Raw genomic sequence first — 19,836 nt, forward strand, 5'->3', positions numbered from 1 at the left:
ATTATCATGATGAATAAGCATACAATTACAATTATTGATTATGGAATGGGTAATTTACGTTCAGTTTATAATGCTTTTGCCTCTTTTGAATGTTCTGTAAATGTTACTCAAAACCCAGAAGATTTATATCAAGCCAGCCATATAGTTTTACCAGGTGTTGGTGCTTTTGGAGATGGTATAAAAAATCTCGAAATTGGTGGTTGGATAAAAGTTTTGGAAAAAGAGGTAAGAGAAAAAGGTAAGCCATTTCTAGGTATTTGTTTGGGTATGCAGTTATTAGCCACAACTGGAACTGAGTATGGTTTACATAAAGGTTTAAACTGGATTCCAGGTACTGTGAATCGGTTAGAAATTAATAATGACAATAATGACTCTGTGAGGATTCCTCATATTGGTTGGAATGATGTTAATTTCGTCAAGAAAGATTGTTTGTATAAAAACTTAGGTGAATCTCAGGTTTTTTACTTTGTACATAGTTATGTGTTTAATGTAGAAGAAGAAGGTTTAATCACTGGGCTAACTACTTATGGATCAGATTTTGTTGCCAGCCTTAAAAAGGCTAACATATATGCAACTCAATTTCACCCTGAAAAGAGTCAAAATGCAGGAATAGAACTCTTAAAAAACTTTGTTGATTTAATTTAAAAAATAAAATGCTTAAAAAAAGACTCATTCCTATCTTGTTACTAAAAAATGGCTTGCTAGTTCGTAGTGAGTTATTTAAAATTCACCAAATTATTGGCAATCCAATTTATGAAGTTCAACGTTTTAATGAATGGAATGTTGATGAATTAATTTATTTAGATATTAGTAAAGAGGATAAATATGATTTACGACGAGATGATCATAAGGTTAGGGGCTTAACAGATTCTTTAGAGATATTAGATGAAGTTAGTAAAACTTGTTTTATGCCTTTAACATGGGGAGGAAGAATTCGCACAATTGAAGATATGCGTCGAGTGATTAGTAGAGGTGCTGATAAAATTGTCATTAATACAGCCGCAGTAACTAATCCAGAATTAATTACCCAAGGAGCAAAAACATTTGGTAGTCAGGCAATTGTTGTTAGTATAGACGTATTAAGAAACTCTAATGGAGAAACAGAGGTTTTTATTGAAGGTGGTAGTAAAGCTACAGGATTAAACCCAGTAAATTGGGCTAAAGAAGCCCAAAGGTTGGGAGCGGGTGAAATTTTATTAAATAGTATTGATCGTGATGGGACAGGACAAGGTTATGATATTGAATTAATCAAGACAGTAAGTTTTCAAGTCCAAATCCCCGTAATTGCTTGTGGTGGTGTGGGAAGATATGAACATTATGCAGAAGGTATAAAAAATGGTGCTTCTGCAGTAGCTGCCGCCAATATCTGGCATTTTAAGGAATTATCAGATAGAGGAGGAAAGCGAGCATTGGCAAAGGCTGGAATTGAAGTTCGTTTATTCAAAATTCACCAAGGGAAATAAGCTATGTCCGTTCAATATTGTACAAAATGTGTTTATCCTTCATCAAGCGCAGTCCCTTTAATGTTTGATGAGCAAGGAGTTTGTTCTGGCTGCCGTATTCATGAAAAAAGAAATTCTCTAGATTGGCAACAGCGTTGGCAGTGGCTTAAAGAGTTAACTAGTGAGTATTGCAGTAGCAGTAACTATGACATTATTATTCCTGTTAGTGGTGGTAAAGACAGTTACTTTCAAACTCATATTGCCGTTAAAGAATTAGGTCTTAAACCTCTGTTAGTGACTTATCATGGTAACAACTATCTACCTGAAGGAGAATATAATCTCTACAGAATGCGAGAAGTATTTGATTGTGACCATATTATTGTTCGCCCCAGTGTAGACACTCTCATTAAAATGAATCGTATTGGATTTAAGTTGCAAGGTGATATGAATTGGCATGGCCATTGTGGAATTTTTACAGTACCTATTCAAGTCGCTGTTCGCTATAAAGTACCTTTAATTTTATGGGGTGAACATGGTTTTATGGATTTAGGGGGAATGTATTCCTATAATGATTTTGTAGAATTTACAGCTAAGTTTCGCTTAGAACACGCTTTGCGAGGATACGATTGGTATGACTTTACTGATCAAGGTTTGGAAAAACTGGGTAAGTCTAAATTAAAAGAAGGGTTAAAAAGTAAAGATTTATTATGGGCTAAATATCCATCTGATGAAGAGATTGATGAAGTAGAAGTACGTGGTATTTATCTCAGTAATTTCCTGAATTGGGATCCAAATGAACATACAAAATTAGTTATGGATTTATATGGTTGGCGACCTGCACAGCAACCATTTGAACGTACTTATCGTCAAATGTCTAATCTTGATGATATGCACGAAAATGGTATTCATGATTACTTGAAATTTGTAAAATTTGGTTATGGACGTGGTTCTGATCATGCTTCTAAAGATATTAGAGGAGGTATAATGACTCGTGAGGAAGGTATAGAAATGGTACGAAAATATGATCATGTCAAACCACGTCGAGATTTAGAACGTTGGCTCAAGTATGTAAATATGACAGAGGCAGAATTTGACTATATTTGTGATACCTTTCGTGATTCTCGTGTATGGCAAATTGAAAAGGGACAATGGGTAAAAGATAATATTTGGGGTGAACGTTCAACCTATGGTATTGCTCATCAGAACTAAAAACTCTCAAAAACTCTGGTCATAAGAAAATGTACTTACTAATTCGTGCCAATGCTTCTAGTGAAATTGGTATAGGTCACTTAATGCGATGTTTGGCTTTAGCCCAAACTTGTAAAGAAAATCAATGGCAAGTTATTTTCTGTATAAATAAGAAAGCATCAATTTTAGCCTCTCGCTTAATAAGCGAATCTATACAAGTTTATTATTTAAAATCTTTGCCAGGAAGCAATAAAGATGCTCAAGAAACATCCAATCTAGCAAAAGATTTTGATTGTCAATGGGTTGTAGTAGATGGGTATCAATTTGATGCTGAATATCAAGGAATAATTAAAGTTTCTGGGTTAAAGCTTTTATTTATTGATGATTATGGACACGCAGAACATTACTATGCCGATATTGTTTTAAATCAAAATATTTCTGCTGATGACGGTTTATATACTAATCGAGAATCTTACACTCAATTGTTATTAGGTACACGTTATACACTCTTACGGCAGGAGTTTTGGCAATGCCAAGGTTGGAAGAGAATTAATCCACTTGTAGCTAGTAAAATATTAGTGACAATGGGTGGTGCTGACCCGGATAATGTTACTTTAAAAGTAATTCAGGCTTTGGAGTTGGTAAAAGTTGATGGATTAGAAGTGATAGTTGTAGTTGGTGCAAGTAATTCCCATGATGAACAATTGCAAGTAACAGCAAAGGAATCAAAATTAACAATTCGTATAGAAAAAAATGTTCAAAATATGCCTGAGTTGATGGCTTGGGCTGATGTGGCAATAACTGCGGGTGGTAGTACCTGTTGGGAATTGGCTTTTATGGGTTTACCCAGTTTAATATTAGTTTTAGCAGAAAATCAGAGAGCGATCGCACAACAACTACATAAATTAGAAATATTTATAACCCTGGGAAATTATCAAGATGTTTCGGTAATTGATATAGCATCAACAACTAACCAATTATTGCTAAATATCAACATACGCAGCCAAATGAGTAGACTTAGCCAAAAATTAATAGATGGACAGGGAAATCAGCGTGTGGTGAAATATCTAAAACAAAATTTGTTGAAATTACGCTTTGCATCTCACCAAGATTCTGGTTTGTTATGGGAATGGGCAAATGATTCAGATGTACGTGCAGTTTCTTTTTCATCAGAACCTATAAATTGGGAGGATCATGTTAAATGGTTCAATGCAAAATTAATAGATTCTAATTGCATTTTTTATATTGCTATTGATTACAATAATATACCGATTGGTCAAGTTCGCTATGATATCAGAAATAATCAAGCTGTAATATCAATTAGTATTGCTTCACAATTTCGCTATCAAGGTTACGGTAGCTATCTAATTAAAATAGCTCAGGAAAAATTATTTAAAGATTCAAATGTTTATCAAATAAATGCTTATATCAAACCAGATAATCAAACTTCTATACAGGTTTTTACTAAAGTTGGTTTTCAGTCAATAGGAACGACTATTATCAAAGGTCAACAAGCAGTTCATTTATTCAAAACTAGGTAAAAATCCAAATGCAAATTAACATCGCAGGTAAAAAAGTTGGTGCTAACTATCCTCCCTTTGTAGTAGCGGAAATGTCTGGTAATCATAACCAATCATTAAATAGGGCATTAGAAATAGTTGAAGCAGCAGCAAAAGCAGGGGTACATGGGCTGAAAATCCAAACTTACACAGCCGAAACAATGACCTTAAATATCAATGAGGGGGAATTTTATATTAAAAATCCTGATAGTTTATGGCATGGTCAATCCCTGTATAAATTATATGAACAAACTTACACACCTTGGGAATGGCATCAACCGATATTCGATAAATGTAAAGAACTGGGAATCATTGGTTTTAGTACGCCATTTGATGCTACTGCGGTCGATTTTCTCGAATCGTTAGAAGTACCTTGTTATAAAATTGCCTCTTTTGAAAATACTGATTTACCCTTAATTCGTAAAGTTGCCAGCACTGGTAAACCGATGATTATTTCTACAGGAATGGCAACGGTAGCAGAACTAGATGAAACAGTCAGAACAGCAAGGGAAGCAGGATGTCAAGACTTGATTTTACTCAAATGTACCAGTACCTATCCAGCGACACCAGAAAATAGTAACTTACGGACAATTCCCCATTTACGCGACTTGTTTAATGTCCAAGTAGGACTATCAGATCACACAATGGGGATTGGTGTAGCCGTTGCCAGTGTTGCTTTAGGGGCTACATTCATCGAAAAACATTTTACACTGCGGCGGGCTGATGGTGGAGTTGATTCCGCTTTTTCAATGGAACCTGAAGAAATGCAACAGTTAGTGATTGAAAGTGAAAGATCCTGGCAAGCCATGGGTAATATACAGTATGGGGCGACTAATGCTGAAAAAGACTCCTTGGTTTTTAGGCGATCGCTCTACATTTCTCAAGATATGAAAGCTGGGGATATATTCACACCAGATAATTTGCGGGCAGTACGTCCAGGATTTGGCTTACCACCTAAATACTATCAAGTTTTATTAGGCAAAAAAGTAACAAAAAACTTGGCAGCAGGTACTTCTTTAGATTGGAATATCCTACTAGATTAACTTCAGTATTTGTTCCTTTAGTATTTAAGTTTAAAATTTACTGGATATTTAATGTATGTTAACTTTACAAGAAACTTTATCTAGTCAAAATAACCTTTATCAACTTTGCTTAAATTGCCAATTTAAATCTTATGAAATATTTTCTGGAAACTATTTCTATGGTAACGACTTTATCTTAAAACTATATGCTGGATTACCTCACAACTATCCGTTTAAAATTATATTACCACACGGTGTATATATGGATAGGAATTTTATTTGGAATGAAGAAATAATGTCTCCACTTCCTGTGATATTATCGTACCCTTTTGAGCGCCAACAAATATATATTGATTATATTAATCGTCACGGAGTTAATAAAGTTGTTATCCCTTCAGCATCACCCTTTTTATATCTGCTCGAATTGCTCAAAAACCAACCTAAACCCAACAGAAAAGGAACTATATTTTTCCCATCCCATTCTACACACCATGTTACAGTACAAGCAGATTGGGAAAAACTAGCAGATGCATTAATTAATCTTGATGATGAATATCAGCCTGTCACAGTTTGTGTTTACTGGCGCGACTTTGAACTAGGAAGACATATTCCTTTTCAAAGAAGAGGAATACGAATAGTGTCTGCTGGTCATATGTTTGATAAACATTTTTTATTTCGCTTCTATCATCTCTGTTCCACACATCGCTATGCAGCTAGTAATGAAATAGGAGCAAATCTATTTTTTTCAATAAAAGCTGGATGTTCATATTTTTTTATGGATAAATTTGATTGTTTTTATGAAGCTGAAAATGAAGAAATTTTAAAGAGAGATGTAGAGAGTCCAGACAAAGCTATATTAGAATCTTTAAAATTACTATTTAAAAATCCTAATCCCTATATAACAGCCGAGCAAATAGAAACAGTTAATTATTATCTTGGGGCTGAACACTTGAAATCACCTGAAGAATTACGTCAGGAACTGATCAACAGATGCTCCAGCAAGTCTGTGATGAACAAGAAGTGGATATTTTTGTTTCTACTTACTACACTACGCCAAATGAAACGCCTTCCGTGTGTGTAGCTTATGATATGATTCCAGAACTTAGAGGATGGGATTTAAATAAGCCTCTTATCAAAGACAAGCATCGTAGTATTGAAAATGCAGCAGCTTATATTGCTTTTTCCAAAAATACAGCACAGGATATAGTTAAAAATTTTCCAGATATCTCCTTGGATAATGTAAATATTGCTGAATATGGATTTGATTCCTCAAATTTTTCTGTAGCTACTCAAAAAGAAATTGATGACTTCAAAACAAAATATGGTATTAGTAAACCATATTTTATTTTAGTTGTCGGTGGTAGTGCTTATGAGAATAGTATTTTATTTCTTCAAGCCTTTACTAATCTCGCAAGTAAAAACGGATTTGATATAGTTTGTATAGGCAATGACTCAGCATTTGAGCGTCTACTGAGAAACTATACATCAGGTAGTTCCGTTTATACCCTTATACTAGAAGGTAGAGAGTTGGCAACGGCTTATTCTGCGGCTCTGGCATTAATCTATCCATCAAAGTACGATTATTTCATTTTACCTGTAATAGAGGCAATGGCTTGTGGTTGTCCTGTAATTAGTGGAGAAAACCCGGCAGTTTACGAAGTAGCTAAAGAAGCAGCTATTTTCATCAATGATGATGATTTAGATGGTATGATTAACGCTATTTGTGAAGTACAAAAATTAGCAGTTCGACGTTCATTAATTTATTCAGGATTGATTCAAGCTAAAAGGTTTTCCTGGTCAAAGATGGCGGATGATATTAGCACAAGTTTAATTAAAGCCACTCTATTTTCTTTAAATCTCAGAGAAATTAACTTTATTATCTTCCCTGATTGGTTGCAACTAGAAGAGACAATTAGCTTAGAATTAGAAAGAGTGATTAAAGCGATCGCTACTCATCCTGATAGCGATCGCACTACCTTACTGATCAATATCACCAATATTTCAGAAGAGGATGCCGAACTGCTAATATCTAGTGTGGCAATGACTCTAATGATGAAAGATGGTATTGACTTTGCTGATGGGTTACAAATTTCTCCTTTAGTCCAACTAGCTGATATCCAATGGCAAGTTCTTTTACCAAAGATTACAGCAAGAATTATTTTGGAAAGCGAAAATACAGTTATAATATCCCAGTTATCGGCGCATCTTCTGCCCTGTCATCACTACAATAGCTTTATTAACCAGTAATATAATATATAGACAACACAACCATGACTAACAAAATTAAAAACACCGCATCAAACGATTTAATTGCTCCTGAAATCAAAAACGATAAATTTTACATAGCTATTCAAAGAATTGCTAGAGAAGAGAACATTAAAACAGTTTTAGAAATTGGTTCGTCTTCCGGTGAAGGAAGTACAGAAGCATTTGTAACTGGACTAAGACTTAACCCCAACAAACCAACATTATTTTGTATGGAGGTTATAGCCAATAGATTTAATGAGTTAAAAAAAAGATACGAAAATGAATCATTTGTTAAATGTTATAATATATCCTCCATAGCTCTAGAAAACTTTCCTGATGAAGAAGAGCTTATTGATTTCTACAATCAGATTCAAAGTAATTTAAACTTTTATCCACTAGAGCTTGTCCTTGGCTGGTTAAGGCAAGATATTGAGCATATAAAAGCATCTGGATTAACAGAAAATGGAATTAAAAAAATTAAGCAAGAAAATAATATTGATTTTTTTGATCTAGTATTAATCGATGGTTCGGAATTTACTGGTAATGCAGAATTAACTGAAATATATGGAGCTAAAATTATTTGTTTAGATGATATTAAAACATTTAAAAATTATGCTAATCATCAAAAATTACTCAAAGATCCAAATTATATACTAGTTGAAAAAGATGATTTTCTTCGTAATGGATACTCTATTTTTAAGAAAATAGAACCTTCTAATCTACCAATTCATTTTTTTACTATAGTTCTTAATGGACAACCCTTTATTCAGTATCATATACAGGTATTAAAAGACCTGCCTTTTAAATGGCATTGGCATATTGTTGAAGGTGTAGCAGATTTAAAACACGACACCAGTTGGAGTCTACAACTGGGAGGAAGTATTAATGAAGAAATACATAAAAATGGACGTAGTTATGACGGAACTACAGAATATATCGATGAACTAGCTAAACTTTATCCTGATAATATCACCATTTATCGAAAATCAGAAGGAATTTTTTGGGATGGAAAGCGGGAAATGGTCAATGCCCCACTTCCTAATATTCAAGAAGAATGCTTACTGTGGCAAGTTGATGTAGATGAATTATGGACATTTGAGCAGATTTGTACTGCTAGAAAAATGTTTATCAAAAACCCTGATAAAACTGCTGCTTTATATTGGTGCTGGTATTTCGTAGGTGAAAAACTAATTATCAGTACCCGCAACTGTTATGCAGAAAACCCTCAACAAGAATGGTTAAGAACTTGGAAATTTAAACCAGGAGCATTTTGGGCTGCCCATGAACCACCTGTATTAGTAGAATCTTTGCCAGATGGTCAACTAAAAAATGTAGCATCAATTAATCCTTTTGTACACCAAGAGACAGAAAACTCTGGTCTAGTTTTTCAACATTTTGCCTACGTTACACCAGAGCAATTGCGATTTAAAGAACAATATTATGGTTATAGAAATGCTATTTCTCAGTGGCAAAACCTACAGGTAGCAAATAAATTCCCAGTTATGTTACGGGAATATTTTGGATGGGTAGGGGACGAAACAAAGGTAGATACTGCTGAATCTTATGGTGTAATACCAATTGTCCAAAAAGAACTTAGCAGTAACAGTTGGGAATTTTTATCACCAGAAGAATTAGAAAAACAAAAAGCAGCGATTCAAAAACCAATACTAACAATTCACAGTACGGTGAATAAGATTAATAATATGAAGAAACATATATTACTCTACACAGATGATTCGGGAAGTGGTGGAGTAGCACAATATAACCACTCTCTTATGTGTGGTTTAGTAAAATTAGGCTATCAAGTAACTTGTGTACAAAGTCATGCAAATAATCCTTTAATTGATGAGCGTCAACAATTAGGAATAGAACATTTATGGTTAGAAATTGACACTAATATACCTAATAGTCTTGGTCGTGCATTAGTTGATTCATCAGATGCAGAAAAGATTTTCCCTGCTTGTAAACCCGATTTAATTATTTTTAGTGACTGTTGTCCCTTGTCTAATTTTGCTGCCAAACAGGTGGCTAGATCACAAGGTATTCCTTATATTATTGTTATTGGTTTTGTTGCTCCTTATCTAACAAGATTGCTAACTCATATAACCCCTGATACTCTGCAAAAAACTTATGAAGAATCTTGTGCTGTAATTGCCGTATCTTATGAAAATCTAGAATTATTACATAAATATTTTTGGTTACCTGCTAATCTAGGACAGGCAATTTACTATGGTAGACCTAAAGAATATTTTAATCCAGTTACTTCTTCTGTAAGAGAGCGTCTACGTTATGAATTAGCTATTCCTAAAGAAGCAGTAGTTTGTTTTACATCTGGTCGATTAGAGGCTGTTAAAGGCTACCAATATCAAGTAGCAGCAATAGAATTACTAAAACAAAGTGAAGTCTGGCCAAACATTTATTTTGTATGGGCAGGAACAATTAGAAAAGATGCTTCTGAACTGATTATAAACAAAATTAAGTCTTTAGGAGTAACCAACCAAGTTAAGATTTTAGGACAACGTTGGGATATCCCAGATTTACTAGACAACGCTGATATTTTCATTTTACCTTCAGAATTAGAAGGAATGCCGTTAGCAGTTATGGAAGCTATGGCCAAGGGCTTACCAGTAATTGCTTCCGCAGTCAGTGGAATTCCTGAAGAACTAGGAGAAACTGGTAAACTACTCACTGACCCTAAAATCGATCCAGAAGCAGCAGTAAAAGAGTTGGCAAAAACTATCGAAGATTGGACAATAAATCCCCAATTGCGGCAGTCAATTGGTCAAAATTGTCGGCAAAGAGCAGAAAAAATGTTTACAGAAGAAAGAATGATTAAAGAAACTGTGGAGGTAATTCAAAAAGCATTATTACCAAAAGGTGATTATGTTTCACCTGGTCTAGAAATCATCCAGCCAGATTATGCTTTTCCTAATATGATTGTAGGAGATACTAATACTTGTGCTTGGCCTTACTTACGTCGCCATATTACTCATAATTGGTATGTTGATAAACGACGACAAACTGTAGGATTTCTCAGTCGAGATGAAGCCCATATTATTTATAATACTGCTCTAAAGTTTAAAGGCAAAAAAGCATTAGAAATAGGATGCTGGATGGGTTGGTCAGCTTGTCATATTGCCTTGGCAGGTGTTGAATTAGATGTAATTGATCCTTTATTATCTGTAGAAGATATTTATGAAAGTGTTAGTAGTTCTCTTACATTTGCTGGGGTTTTTGAATCAGTTAATTTAGTGGCTGGTTATAGTCCTCAGAAGGTAGAAGAGTTAGCGAAAAAATCTCAAAGTAAATGGGCGCTAATTTTTATTGATGGTGATCATGAAGCAGAAGTTCCCCTCAATGATGCGATAATTTGTGAACAATTTGCAGAAGAAGATGCTCTGATTTTGTTTCATGACTTGAATGCTCCTGCTGTAGCTAAAGGTTTAGACTATTTACGGAAACAAGGCTGGAATACAATGGTCTACCAAACTATGCAAATTATGGGTGTTGCATGGCGAGGTAATATTCAGCCAGTTCAACATCAACCTGATCCAACAGTTAACTGGTATCTACCAAAACATTTACAAGAATATTCTGTTAGCTTTTTACTCAATGAAGTAGAAGAAAATTTATTAAATAATGAATTTATATCACCATCAATTTTAGTTGATGGTGTATTTTTCCAACTTTATCAAACTGGTATTGCCCGTGTCTGGAAATCGCTGCTAGAAGAATGGGTAAATAGCGGTTTTGCTAAACATATTATTGTCCTGGATAGGGCTGGAACTGCACCAAAAATAGGGGGCGTAAAGTATCTGACTCTCCCCTATTATGACTACAATAACCCTGATAATGATAGGGAAATGTTACAGGAAGTTTGTAATCAGGAAGGGGCAGATTTATTCATCTCTTCCTATTATACAACGCCAATTACAACACCCTCTGTATTCATGGCTTATGACATGATTCCTGAAGTGATGAAATGGGATATTAATGAACCCATGTGGCAAGTAAAACACCAAGGGATTCAACACGCTTCTAACTATATAGCTATTTCTGAACATACAGCACGGGATTTAGTGAAGTTTTTTCCCGATATACCTTTAGAGTCGGTTAATGTTGCTTATTGCGGAGTTAGTCAGACTTTTACCCCTGCTAAACCTGACGTGATTAATGCTTTTAAAAATAAATATGGAATTACAAAACCCTACTTTTTATTAGTTGGGATTGGGGGGAGTTATAAAAATAGTATTTTGTTTTTCCAAGCTATAGCAGAGTTGGTAAATAATTATGGTTTTGATATTGTTGGTACTGGTAATGCTGGCATATTAGCACCTGAGTTGAGAGCCTATTCTTCAGGTATAACTGTACATATGTTGAAACTGAGTGATGAGGAATTAGCAGTAGCTTACTCTGGTGCTGTAGCATTGGTTTATCCTTCTAAATATGAGGGTTTTGGAATGCCTATTGTTGAGGCTATGGCTTGCGGTTGTCCTGTGATTACTTGTGCTAATGCTTCAATTCCAGAGGTGGCTGGTGAGGCTGCAATATATGTACCTGATAATGATGTTGATGAGTTAGCAAATGCCCTTTGTGAAATTCAAAAACCTGGGGTGCGTAATTCTTTAATTAGGGCAGGTTTGGAACAAGCGAAAAAGTTTTCTTGGGTAAAGATGGCTGAAACCGTAAGTTCGGTTTTAGTTGATACGACTCTTTTATATTTGAATCTCCAGGATGTTAATTTAATTATTTTCCCAGATTGGTCAACGGATGAAGAAAAATTAGGTTTAGAATTAGCTAGAATATTTTTTGATGTTGTTGATCATTTTCAGCAGGAGGCAACTACTCTTTTAATTGATACGACTGGTGTTGGTTCTGAGGAGGCTGATTTACTCATTTCGGCTGTCGTGATGAATATAATGTTAGAACAAGAAATAGATGTTACTGAAAAGTTACAAATTTCTTTGCTGTCGGAGATTACGCCGTTAATGTGGAAATCCTTGTTACCAAAACTGCATGGTTATTTAAAACTTGATTGTGAAAATAAACTACTAATTAATCAATTAAATCTGCCAAAAACTCTAAATTTGAATCTAGAGTAATGTAAGTTGCTAGTTAGAGGTTGTTTGAAAAGTATTATATGAAACTAATAGATATTAGAAACCTAACCCCCCTAGCCCCCCTAGCCCCCCTTCCCTACAAGGGAATGGGGGTTTCAAAGCCTCTCCCCGCGTCGGGGAGAGGTTTGGAGAGGGGTTTATTTATACATGAATAACTTTTTAAACATCCTCTTAGATCAAATAAGGTGCGTCAGAAACTTAAAATTACTGATTTTAGCCTAAATTATTTTGTCTGACGCACCCTACAGACTACAAAATATCCGAAAAATTAATAATTAGCAACTTGAGTGAGTAGTAATTTTCGGGATTTTAAGGATACCAATTATCATTTAATAATTGTTCTAAGGAGTATGGACATTTATCGGGAAATAAATTTGATGATAGTCCTGTTTTTTGAATAACGATTTTTAAGGCAACACTATAAATATTTTCTAATTCTTCAATTAATTTATTTTTCAATGTCGTAGTTAGACTATTGCTTAAATCATCTCTAAAAGCAATAAGTTCTCCCTGCCAATGACGATAATTTCGATCATATTCTTGTTGCCAATACTGCAATAATAAAAGATGAATAATAATTTGTCTTAATAGACTTCTAACTTTGTTTAAATTATTTTTACCCAAACTTTCTAACTCTTCAATTAAATTGTTTATGTCTAAATTGTGTAAATCTTTGGTTTTTAAAAGTTTAATGGTTTCTTCCAACCAAAGATAATCGTCAATTTCGTATAATTGTTTTAGTTCATTGATATTAATCATCACAATACCTTGTGGTTAGTATGGTTAATTTGTCAGGGCGATCGCTCTTTAATTAAAGATTAACAGATGGCATATTTTCAGGGACGTATTGCAATACGCCCCTACTTGACTATACTATTCTACAAAATTAGGTCTGGACTGCTGATTTAATTTGAGCTTATCTTCTAGGATTTCCCATTTTTCTTGTTCAATCAGGTGAATAAATTCATCGAGGCTATGACGATATTGATGTAGTGAGTTAAGTAATGCTTGACGATTGTAGCGTGCCATCATTACTCCTAATTCGGGATTGCCACCACCAACGCGGCTGGTATCTCGAAAGCCGGAACTGGCGAAATTTTGGGCTAATTGGGCAATTTCTGGGGTGGTTTCGCTTAAACAAGCTGCTATTAAAGAGGCGCTGACTATGACAGGTAAGTGGGAAATCCAACTAACGGCACGGTCGTGTTGTTCCGGTTCGCAATGGTAGATAATAGAGCCTAGCGATCGCACTATTTCTTCTACTATAGCGATCGCTCTACTGGGTGTTGTAGCCACTGGTGTCAGTACATAAGGCCGATTCACAAACAAATTCCGTTGCGCTGCCCCTATCCCCACATCTGTATTTCCTGCCATGGGATGGCCACCAATAAAATTTTCCCACAGGGGAGAAATTGCTTCTACTATTGGTGCTTTTACCGATCCAACATCAGTAATAATAGTCGTAGCAGGTAAATGAGAAATCAATTGCTCAACTTGAGGCACAATAAATCTTATAGGAGTACAAATAAATACAACCTCACTAGCGGCCAACAGTTGCAAGTCAACCGATGCTTGGTCAACGCTACCGATGTCAATAGCCTGCTGACAGGTCAATTCACTACGACTAACTCCTAAAATATAATGTCCCAGTGAGCGCAAATCAAACCCTAACGAGCCACCAATGAGTCCTAATCCTAAAATACCTATTTTCATTTTTGATTTTGATCAGTCAACTTTTATCTATTCTGTGCCTACTTTATCAACTATTGAAGTTAGTATTGTAGGGGGAGATTTATTATGAATGTAGAAGAACTATTGTCAAAATATGCCGCAGGAGTATTAGACTTCATTGGAGTTGACCTAGCAGAAACTAACTTGAGTGGTGCTAAACTAATCGGTATTAATCTTAGCCAAGCTAATTTGAGTGTAATAAACCTCAGTGGAGCAAATCTCACTGAAGCTAATTTGAGTTACGCCAAACTAAATGTAGGTAGACTAAGTGGCGCAAATCTTACCGATGCCATTCTCAACAACTCTAGTTTGAACGTGGCTAATTTGATGGGAACTAATTTCACTCACGCTCAAATGAGGGACGCTTCCCTGGTTCGTAGTGAGTTAATTAGGGCTGATCTGACTCGTGCTGATTTATCTGATGCTAACCTCAACAGCGCCAACTTGCGAGAAGCCACACTCCGCCAAACTAATCTCCGTCGCGCTAATTTAAGTGAAGCCAATTTAAGGTCTTGTCTATTGCGAGAAGCTAACTTAGAAATGGCTAACTTAAATACTACTGATATTAGTTGTGCTGACCTCAGTGGTGCAAATCTCCGAGATAGTGAACTCAGACAAGCTAATTTGTGTCTAACAAATCTCAGTGGTGCGGATTTAAGTGGGGCTAATCTCCGGTGGGCAGATTTACGAGGAGCTAATCTCCGGTGGGCAGATTTAAGTAGAGCCAAACTCAGTGGTGCTAATTTAACCGGAGCAGACTTGAGTAATGCTAACTTTACCAATGCTAGTTTAGTACATACCAACTTAACTCAGGCCAAGTTAGTGAAAGTAGAATGGCTTGGCGCTGATTTATCCGGTGCTATTTTAACAGGTGCTAAACTGTACGGCACCGCTCGATTTGGGCTGAAAACTGAGGGTATTACCTGCGAATGGGTTGATCTTTCCCCCAAGGGCGATCGCACTATTATCCAACATTTTACTCCTGAAGAACTACGAGAATTTTTTAATGCTACCCCACCCACAATTCGTATTATTGTTGATGCTCCCTTAGAACACGAAGCTAATTTTGTCCTCGCTGGAACTTATTATCAAATTGCCCAAGAATATCAAGAGTTAATACATCCTCCCAGCATGGAAACCGGTAGCCGTCGGACTATTCTTACCTTCCGCTTAGATAGTGACGAAGCACTATTTCCTAAAGCTTATATGGCAATTATGCCCTTTAAAGACTCTGCCGCTACTCAAAAAAGCATTGAAACTATCATGGAAATGATTCGTCAAGAAATGATAGATCACCAAAGTTTTAAATCTCCCAATCTCGTACAACAAATCACCCTTTTGACGGAGGAAGCAATAAATAAATCGAAAACAACTCAACAAACGAAAAAGTATCTAGACCTGGCTGTAAAATTAGGTTTTTTTAAAGCCCCTACCCAGATAATACTCACAAATTCTAGCGCCCAAACTTTAACTCTGTATGATAATCCCAGTTTTGGGAAGAAAATTATTAATCGTCCTACAACTCATGGCGTACCTGAAGAACATACATTTAATGAAGTGGCTTATATTATGCCTTCGTTAAATGTAATTGTAGATTTTATCCAGGGATTTTACTATAACAATTAATTGTAGGTCATAGGTCATAGGTCATAGGTCATAGGTCATAGGTCATAGGTCATAGGTCATAGGTCATAGGGTTAAAAGTCTCTGAATTAGATGAGTTTGACGTTCACTGTATATCCTAACTTACCAGACAACTTGGGTTAACTAGCAATTTTTTGGAGAAAAACAATGCGTGATACTTTCAATCGCATGATTGGTAAAACTCGTTATGTCGTCCTACGCTTATTCTTGCATTTAGGTGGGGGTGAAGTAGCACCAATTTTGGGTGTTTTAAATAGCGCCGCACGGGAAGCCATTGACGCAGATGGTGACATGGAAGTTTTGGGAGAAACACTGGTGGAAATCTGTGAAAGTCTCCTCAGATATGATGAATATTGGCTGTCAGCAGGTAATGAGGGGGATGTATTTTGGAATGAAGGTGAAGCAGGGGACTATGTAAACGAATTATTTACAGATTCCGCTCAAAGATATAGTTCTGGAGTATATTCAAGTGACTCTCCCAATCAAGCCTTATCTATCCCTGTAACTCGTAATGTAGTTATAATGATTACAGTAGCATATCAAGGAGAAGTTCCAGAATTAGAAACAAATCTTGCTAATGTCCAAGCATTGAAAGCAGGGTTGAAAGCTTTAATTAATTTGCACTACAAGCATAATTTTCGAGCCATTCAAGTACATTTTTCACCAGCACAATTAGGTGATGAATTGACTAATGATGTGCTATTAGAGTATTTCCCAGAATTGATCCCTTTGTAATTTATTGGCGATAAATAGGACAATAATCTCATGATCACCAGCGTAGCACGGAAAATTACAGTAGTTTTTTTAGCCTTGAGTTTATGCTTAACAACTGTTGCTTGTGGGGGAGGAAATCAAACCACAACTTCAACGGGGAATGTTAGCAGAACCCCCAATATTACTAAACTCAGTGATGGCCAATATCAGGTTCAACAAGCAACTTACGATGATGGAACTGGGGAATATCAGTTATTTTTACTGAATAATCAGCCCCCAACCTTCAGTACCGAAAATTTGCAAATGGCACGGCTGACGGATGATGAAATTAAACAAGGTAAAAAAACTTACCTGAAAGTGGAAAATAGTCAGCCAGTTCTATATCTAACAGAAGATTTCAAAATTCAGTACGTCCACAACGTCACCGAAACAAAAACTAATCCCCAAACTGGACAAAAAGAAACAGTGGTGGTTCGTCAAGAAAGTAACTTCTGGGCTCCTTTTGCGGGAGCATTAGCAGGTCAAGCTATAGGTAGTCTATTGTTTAGACCTCAATATTATGTGCCACCAGTTTATCAATCAGGTGGGATTATGACTGGTTACGGTGGATATGGTTCTAATTATAACCAAGCAGTTACTCGCTACCGCGATCGCTATAATGAACCCCCCGCCGCCGTAAGAAACCGCACTACATTCCGTACTACAGGGGGAATTAGAAGATCATCACCAGCAGTTAGTGCCACACCACGCACCAGAACTGATAGTCGAGCCACAGGTTCAGGTTTTGGTAGCAGCACACTCCGACCTTCAGGTAACTCCAGTTCCACCAGACGTAATTCTGGTAGTAGTTTCGGTAGTAGTCGTCGTTCTTCTAGTCGGCGTTCCTTTGGTTCTGGTCGTAGGAGGTAGTAGATAGGGTTTGCGGAAAAAGTCCTTTCGTTAGGGCTAGGAGTCAGGAGTCAGCACTATGGCTAACGCCACGCTACGCTATCGGCTACGCTCAGTGACCGGAGTCAGGAGTCAGACATTTTTTCATCCCTGGCTATCGACAAAAGTGCAAGGTTTTTCAGACACAAGAGGCTATAACCTTGCACCTACCGTCGGATTCAACACCCGCATATCCCCCTAAATCCCCCTTTTTAAGGGGGACTTTGAGTAATTTCGCCCCCCTTGTAAGGGGGTTGGGGGGATCTTGATTAATTCTGATACTTTTCAAACAACCTCTAAGTCCTAGTTTGGATTTTAAATTTGCAATTAGAGACTTCCAAATAAAAAAATATCCCAAAATTTCTTGTGGTGCAGGCATCTTGTCTGCTAATAATACAAGATTGGATCATCTTTTTTGTGGACTTCTCTTATTCAATTGAAAATGTAAAACCCAGTCAGCTATTTCTATACTACACCAGTATTGGCGAAAATACTTTCTTCCTCTACTATGTTGTTATTTTGTATTAATTGTGTAGCTTCTTTGTCTACTAATTGTTGCTGCTGATTTTGAGATGCTTTTAAAGACATCCGATCTACTAATGCAGATAGGTTTCTCATAGATTGGAGATGTAAATACACCAATTCCAATTCGTCGGACTGCATTAAATCCATTAGTTGTTCACTGGAAAGTTTTTTCAAGCTTTCTTGATTAATACCCATGAAACCTGTCAAGGAAGTTTTCTCATTTGTAATCAGTGTAAAATCTGCCTTCATTGGTTCGAGTAGGTTAAGTTCCTTGAGTTTCTTGCAGAAGTTTTGTGTACGTTGAAACTGTACCTGATATTCCTGGAGAAATCCTAGTATATTAACCAGGTATTGTGTTTGCTCTCCTTGATCATCAAATAGTCTTTCTCCAATACCGTCTTGATTCCAACCGACAAACTCCTGATCGATATAGAGGGTGAAGTTCTCCCCATTATCGTTGCTAGAAAATACGAATGGGTAACGTCTCACAAAAGCGGGAATATACTTTCCTTCCCAAGTGCCGTTTTGTGCAACATAAAGATTTTCTTCAGATTTGATCCCCAATATAACTGCTGGGATTATTTCCTCTTCTGTTCCAGTAAATACAATAGGGTATTCTGTTACTGCATTGGTAAATTCTATGGACATCAACGGTACTGAATTTAAACCTTGAGCAAAGCTAAAGTCTGGATTGGTGTTAATTGACCAGTCTTTATGTGTTAGCTTAGATACTGGAATTGCCTCTTTATAGATTAGTAGTTGTGTAGGCACTTGTTACTCCTGGTAGTTGTCAGTTAATTAACCTAAAGTATTCTACTAGGGCTTTGTACGCAAACAACGTTAATTAGATATTAATTTGTTGTACCGCGCCTCGTGATAAAATCAGAATAAATCAACCAAAGGTAGCGTTTATGGCAACACTTCGGCGTAGCTCAGTGTCCGCCCTACTCAGTGAAAGTAAATCAGCCACAGAACTGGTCATCTCTTGGGAAGCCTTACCGGATGATTTTCAGTTAGAGGATGAACCGGTGGAAAATACAGGACAGCCATTATTAGCAGGGGCTTTGCGGGAAAGTTTAGAAATCAGTGATTTCATTCAACCACAGATGTTAATTGCTGCCAATTTAGCAGTGTGTGCGACATTAAATGGGCAATTTGTCGCTAAAGCACCAGATTGGTTATATGTTACCTCAGTCAAGGAAATTTTACCAGAACGCAAAAGTTATACACCTAATTTAGAAGGGGATGTACCAACTTTAGTGATGGAGTTTTTATCAGATCAAGAAGGTGGAGAATATTCATTTAAACGTACTTACCCACCAGGCAGATGGTTTTTTTATGAACAAATTTTACAAGTTCCCGTTTATATCATTTTCGACCCAAATGGAGGTTTATTAGAATATTATCAATTAGAAGATGGACATTATGAATTAAAGCAACCAGATGAAAATGGTCGTCATTGGATTGATACGATGGGACTATTTTTAGGAACTTGGCGAGGAGCAAAAGAAGGACGGACTGGGTATTGGTTGCGGTGGTGGGATCAAGACGGTAATTTGTTACCTTGGGCAGTAGAAAGAATTGAACAGGAACGCAAGGAAAAAGAAAGGCTGATGGCTTACTTGCAATCCCAGGGAATTGACCCCAATAATTTACCGGTTTAGTCTTCAGAAGGCAGAAGGCAGAAGGCAGAAGGCAGAAGGCAGAAGGCAGAAGG

At 36.4% G+C, this 19,836-nt stretch carries 16 protein-coding genes and 1 pseudogene; 14 read left to right on the forward strand and 3 right to left on the reverse strand.

Going from position 1 to position 19,836, the window contains the following annotated elements; translation table 11 throughout:
* Window positions 1-6 precede the first annotated feature (6 nt).
* The 9 genes and pseudogenes from hisH (at window position 7) to VB711_RS01855 (ending at window position 12,560) form a co-directional block, all read left to right on the forward strand.
* Window positions 7-645 carry an imidazole glycerol phosphate synthase subunit HisH gene (gene hisH / locus VB711_RS01820; protein WP_323283968.1) on the forward strand — a complete coding sequence of 213 codons (639 nt, stop codon included), beginning with the start codon at window positions 7-9 and terminating at the stop codon, window positions 643-645.
* 8 nt (window positions 646-653) lie between these two features.
* The gene (locus VB711_RS01825; RefSeq protein WP_323283969.1) at window positions 654-1,463 is read left to right on the forward strand and encodes an imidazole glycerol phosphate synthase cyclase subunit; all 810 of its coding nucleotides are present in this window, start codon (window positions 654-656) and stop codon (window positions 1,461-1,463) included.
* Between the two features lie 3 nt (window positions 1,464-1,466).
* Window positions 1,467-2,651: an N-acetyl sugar amidotransferase gene (locus VB711_RS01830; protein WP_323283970.1), complete on the forward strand. Its 1,185-nt coding sequence runs from the start codon at window positions 1,467-1,469 to the stop codon at window positions 2,649-2,651.
* A gap of 29 nt (window positions 2,652-2,680) precedes the next feature.
* On the forward strand, window positions 2,681-4,171 hold the full coding sequence (gene pseG, locus VB711_RS01835) for a UDP-2,4-diacetamido-2,4,6-trideoxy-beta-L-altropyranose hydrolase (protein WP_323283971.1): 1,491 nt from the start codon (window positions 2,681-2,683) through the stop codon (window positions 4,169-4,171).
* Window positions 4,172-4,179: 8 nt separating this feature from the next.
* The gene (gene pseI / locus VB711_RS01840; RefSeq protein ID WP_323283972.1) at window positions 4,180-5,232 is read left to right on the forward strand and encodes a pseudaminic acid synthase; all 1,053 of its coding nucleotides are present in this window, start codon (window positions 4,180-4,182) and stop codon (window positions 5,230-5,232) included.
* A 55-nt stretch (window positions 5,233-5,287) separates the two neighbouring features.
* Window positions 5,288-6,292, forward strand: a complete 1,005-nt coding sequence (locus VB711_RS01845; RefSeq protein WP_323283973.1) for a hypothetical protein — start codon at window positions 5,288-5,290, stop codon at window positions 6,290-6,292.
* Entirely contained in the window at window positions 6,202-7,458 is a 1,257-nt protein-coding gene (locus VB711_RS01850) for a glycosyltransferase (protein WP_323283974.1), read from the forward strand. Before VB711_RS01845 ends, VB711_RS01850 begins: the two co-directional genes overlap by 91 nt.
* 23 nt (window positions 7,459-7,481) lie before the next feature.
* Window positions 7,482-9,134, forward strand: a pseudogene (locus VB711_RS26430) (glycosyltransferase family 1 protein); the annotation flags it as partial.
* A gap of 27 nt (window positions 9,135-9,161) precedes the next feature.
* Window positions 9,162-12,560 carry a glycosyltransferase gene (locus VB711_RS01855; RefSeq protein ID WP_416233548.1) on the forward strand — a complete coding sequence of 1,133 codons (3,399 nt, stop codon included), beginning with the start codon at window positions 9,162-9,164 and terminating at the stop codon, window positions 12,558-12,560.
* Window positions 12,561-12,887: 327 nt separating this feature from the next.
* Here VB711_RS01855 and VB711_RS01860 read toward each other — a convergent pair whose 3' ends face one another.
* Both VB711_RS01860 and VB711_RS01865 read right to left on the reverse strand, forming a co-directional pair.
* Window positions 12,888-13,337, reverse strand: coding sequence for a DUF29 domain-containing protein (locus VB711_RS01860; RefSeq protein ID WP_323283976.1), 450 nt, complete (start codon window positions 13,335-13,337; stop codon window positions 12,888-12,890).
* Between the two features lie 114 nt (window positions 13,338-13,451).
* Window positions 13,452-14,291, reverse strand: coding sequence for a prephenate/arogenate dehydrogenase (locus tag VB711_RS01865; protein ID WP_323283977.1), 840 nt, complete (start codon window positions 14,289-14,291; stop codon window positions 13,452-13,454).
* Window positions 14,292-14,375: 84 nt separating this feature from the next.
* Here VB711_RS01865 and VB711_RS01870 point away from each other — a divergent pair, with 84 nt between their 5' ends.
* The 4 genes from VB711_RS01870 to VB711_RS01885 all read left to right on the forward strand — a co-directional run bounded on the left by VB711_RS01870 (window position 14,376) and on the right by VB711_RS01885 (window position 17,796).
* Window positions 14,376-15,935 carry a pentapeptide repeat-containing protein gene (locus tag VB711_RS01870; RefSeq protein ID WP_323283978.1) on the forward strand — a complete coding sequence of 520 codons (1,560 nt, stop codon included), beginning with the start codon at window positions 14,376-14,378 and terminating at the stop codon, window positions 15,933-15,935.
* A 165-nt stretch (window positions 15,936-16,100) separates the two neighbouring features.
* Window positions 16,101-16,688, forward strand: coding sequence for a DUF1517 domain-containing protein (locus tag VB711_RS01875; RefSeq protein WP_323283979.1), 588 nt, complete (start codon window positions 16,101-16,103; stop codon window positions 16,686-16,688).
* 30 nt (window positions 16,689-16,718) lie between these two features.
* Window positions 16,719-17,576 carry a hypothetical protein gene (locus VB711_RS01880; RefSeq protein WP_323283980.1) on the forward strand — a complete coding sequence of 286 codons (858 nt, stop codon included), beginning with the start codon at window positions 16,719-16,721 and terminating at the stop codon, window positions 17,574-17,576.
* A gap of 58 nt (window positions 17,577-17,634) precedes the next feature.
* Window positions 17,635-17,796: a hypothetical protein gene (locus tag VB711_RS01885; protein ID WP_323283981.1), complete on the forward strand. Its 162-nt coding sequence runs from the start codon at window positions 17,635-17,637 to the stop codon at window positions 17,794-17,796.
* Between the two features lie 263 nt (window positions 17,797-18,059).
* Here the strand turns inward: VB711_RS01885 and VB711_RS01890 are convergent, their stop codons facing one another.
* Window positions 18,060-18,890 (reverse strand): SapC family protein, encoded by an 831-nt coding sequence (locus VB711_RS01890; RefSeq protein WP_323283982.1) that lies wholly within the window; start codon window positions 18,888-18,890, stop codon window positions 18,060-18,062.
* Between the two features lie 140 nt (window positions 18,891-19,030).
* Here VB711_RS01890 and VB711_RS01895 point away from each other — a divergent pair, with 140 nt between their 5' ends.
* Entirely contained in the window at window positions 19,031-19,783 is a 753-nt protein-coding gene (locus VB711_RS01895) for a Uma2 family endonuclease (RefSeq protein ID WP_416233546.1), read from the forward strand.
* Window positions 19,784-19,836: the final 53 nt, after the last annotated feature.

Source organism: Cronbergia sp. UHCC 0137, from assembly GCF_034932285.1.
Classification (GTDB): Bacteria; Cyanobacteriota; Cyanobacteriia; order Cyanobacteriales; family Nostocaceae; genus Cronbergia.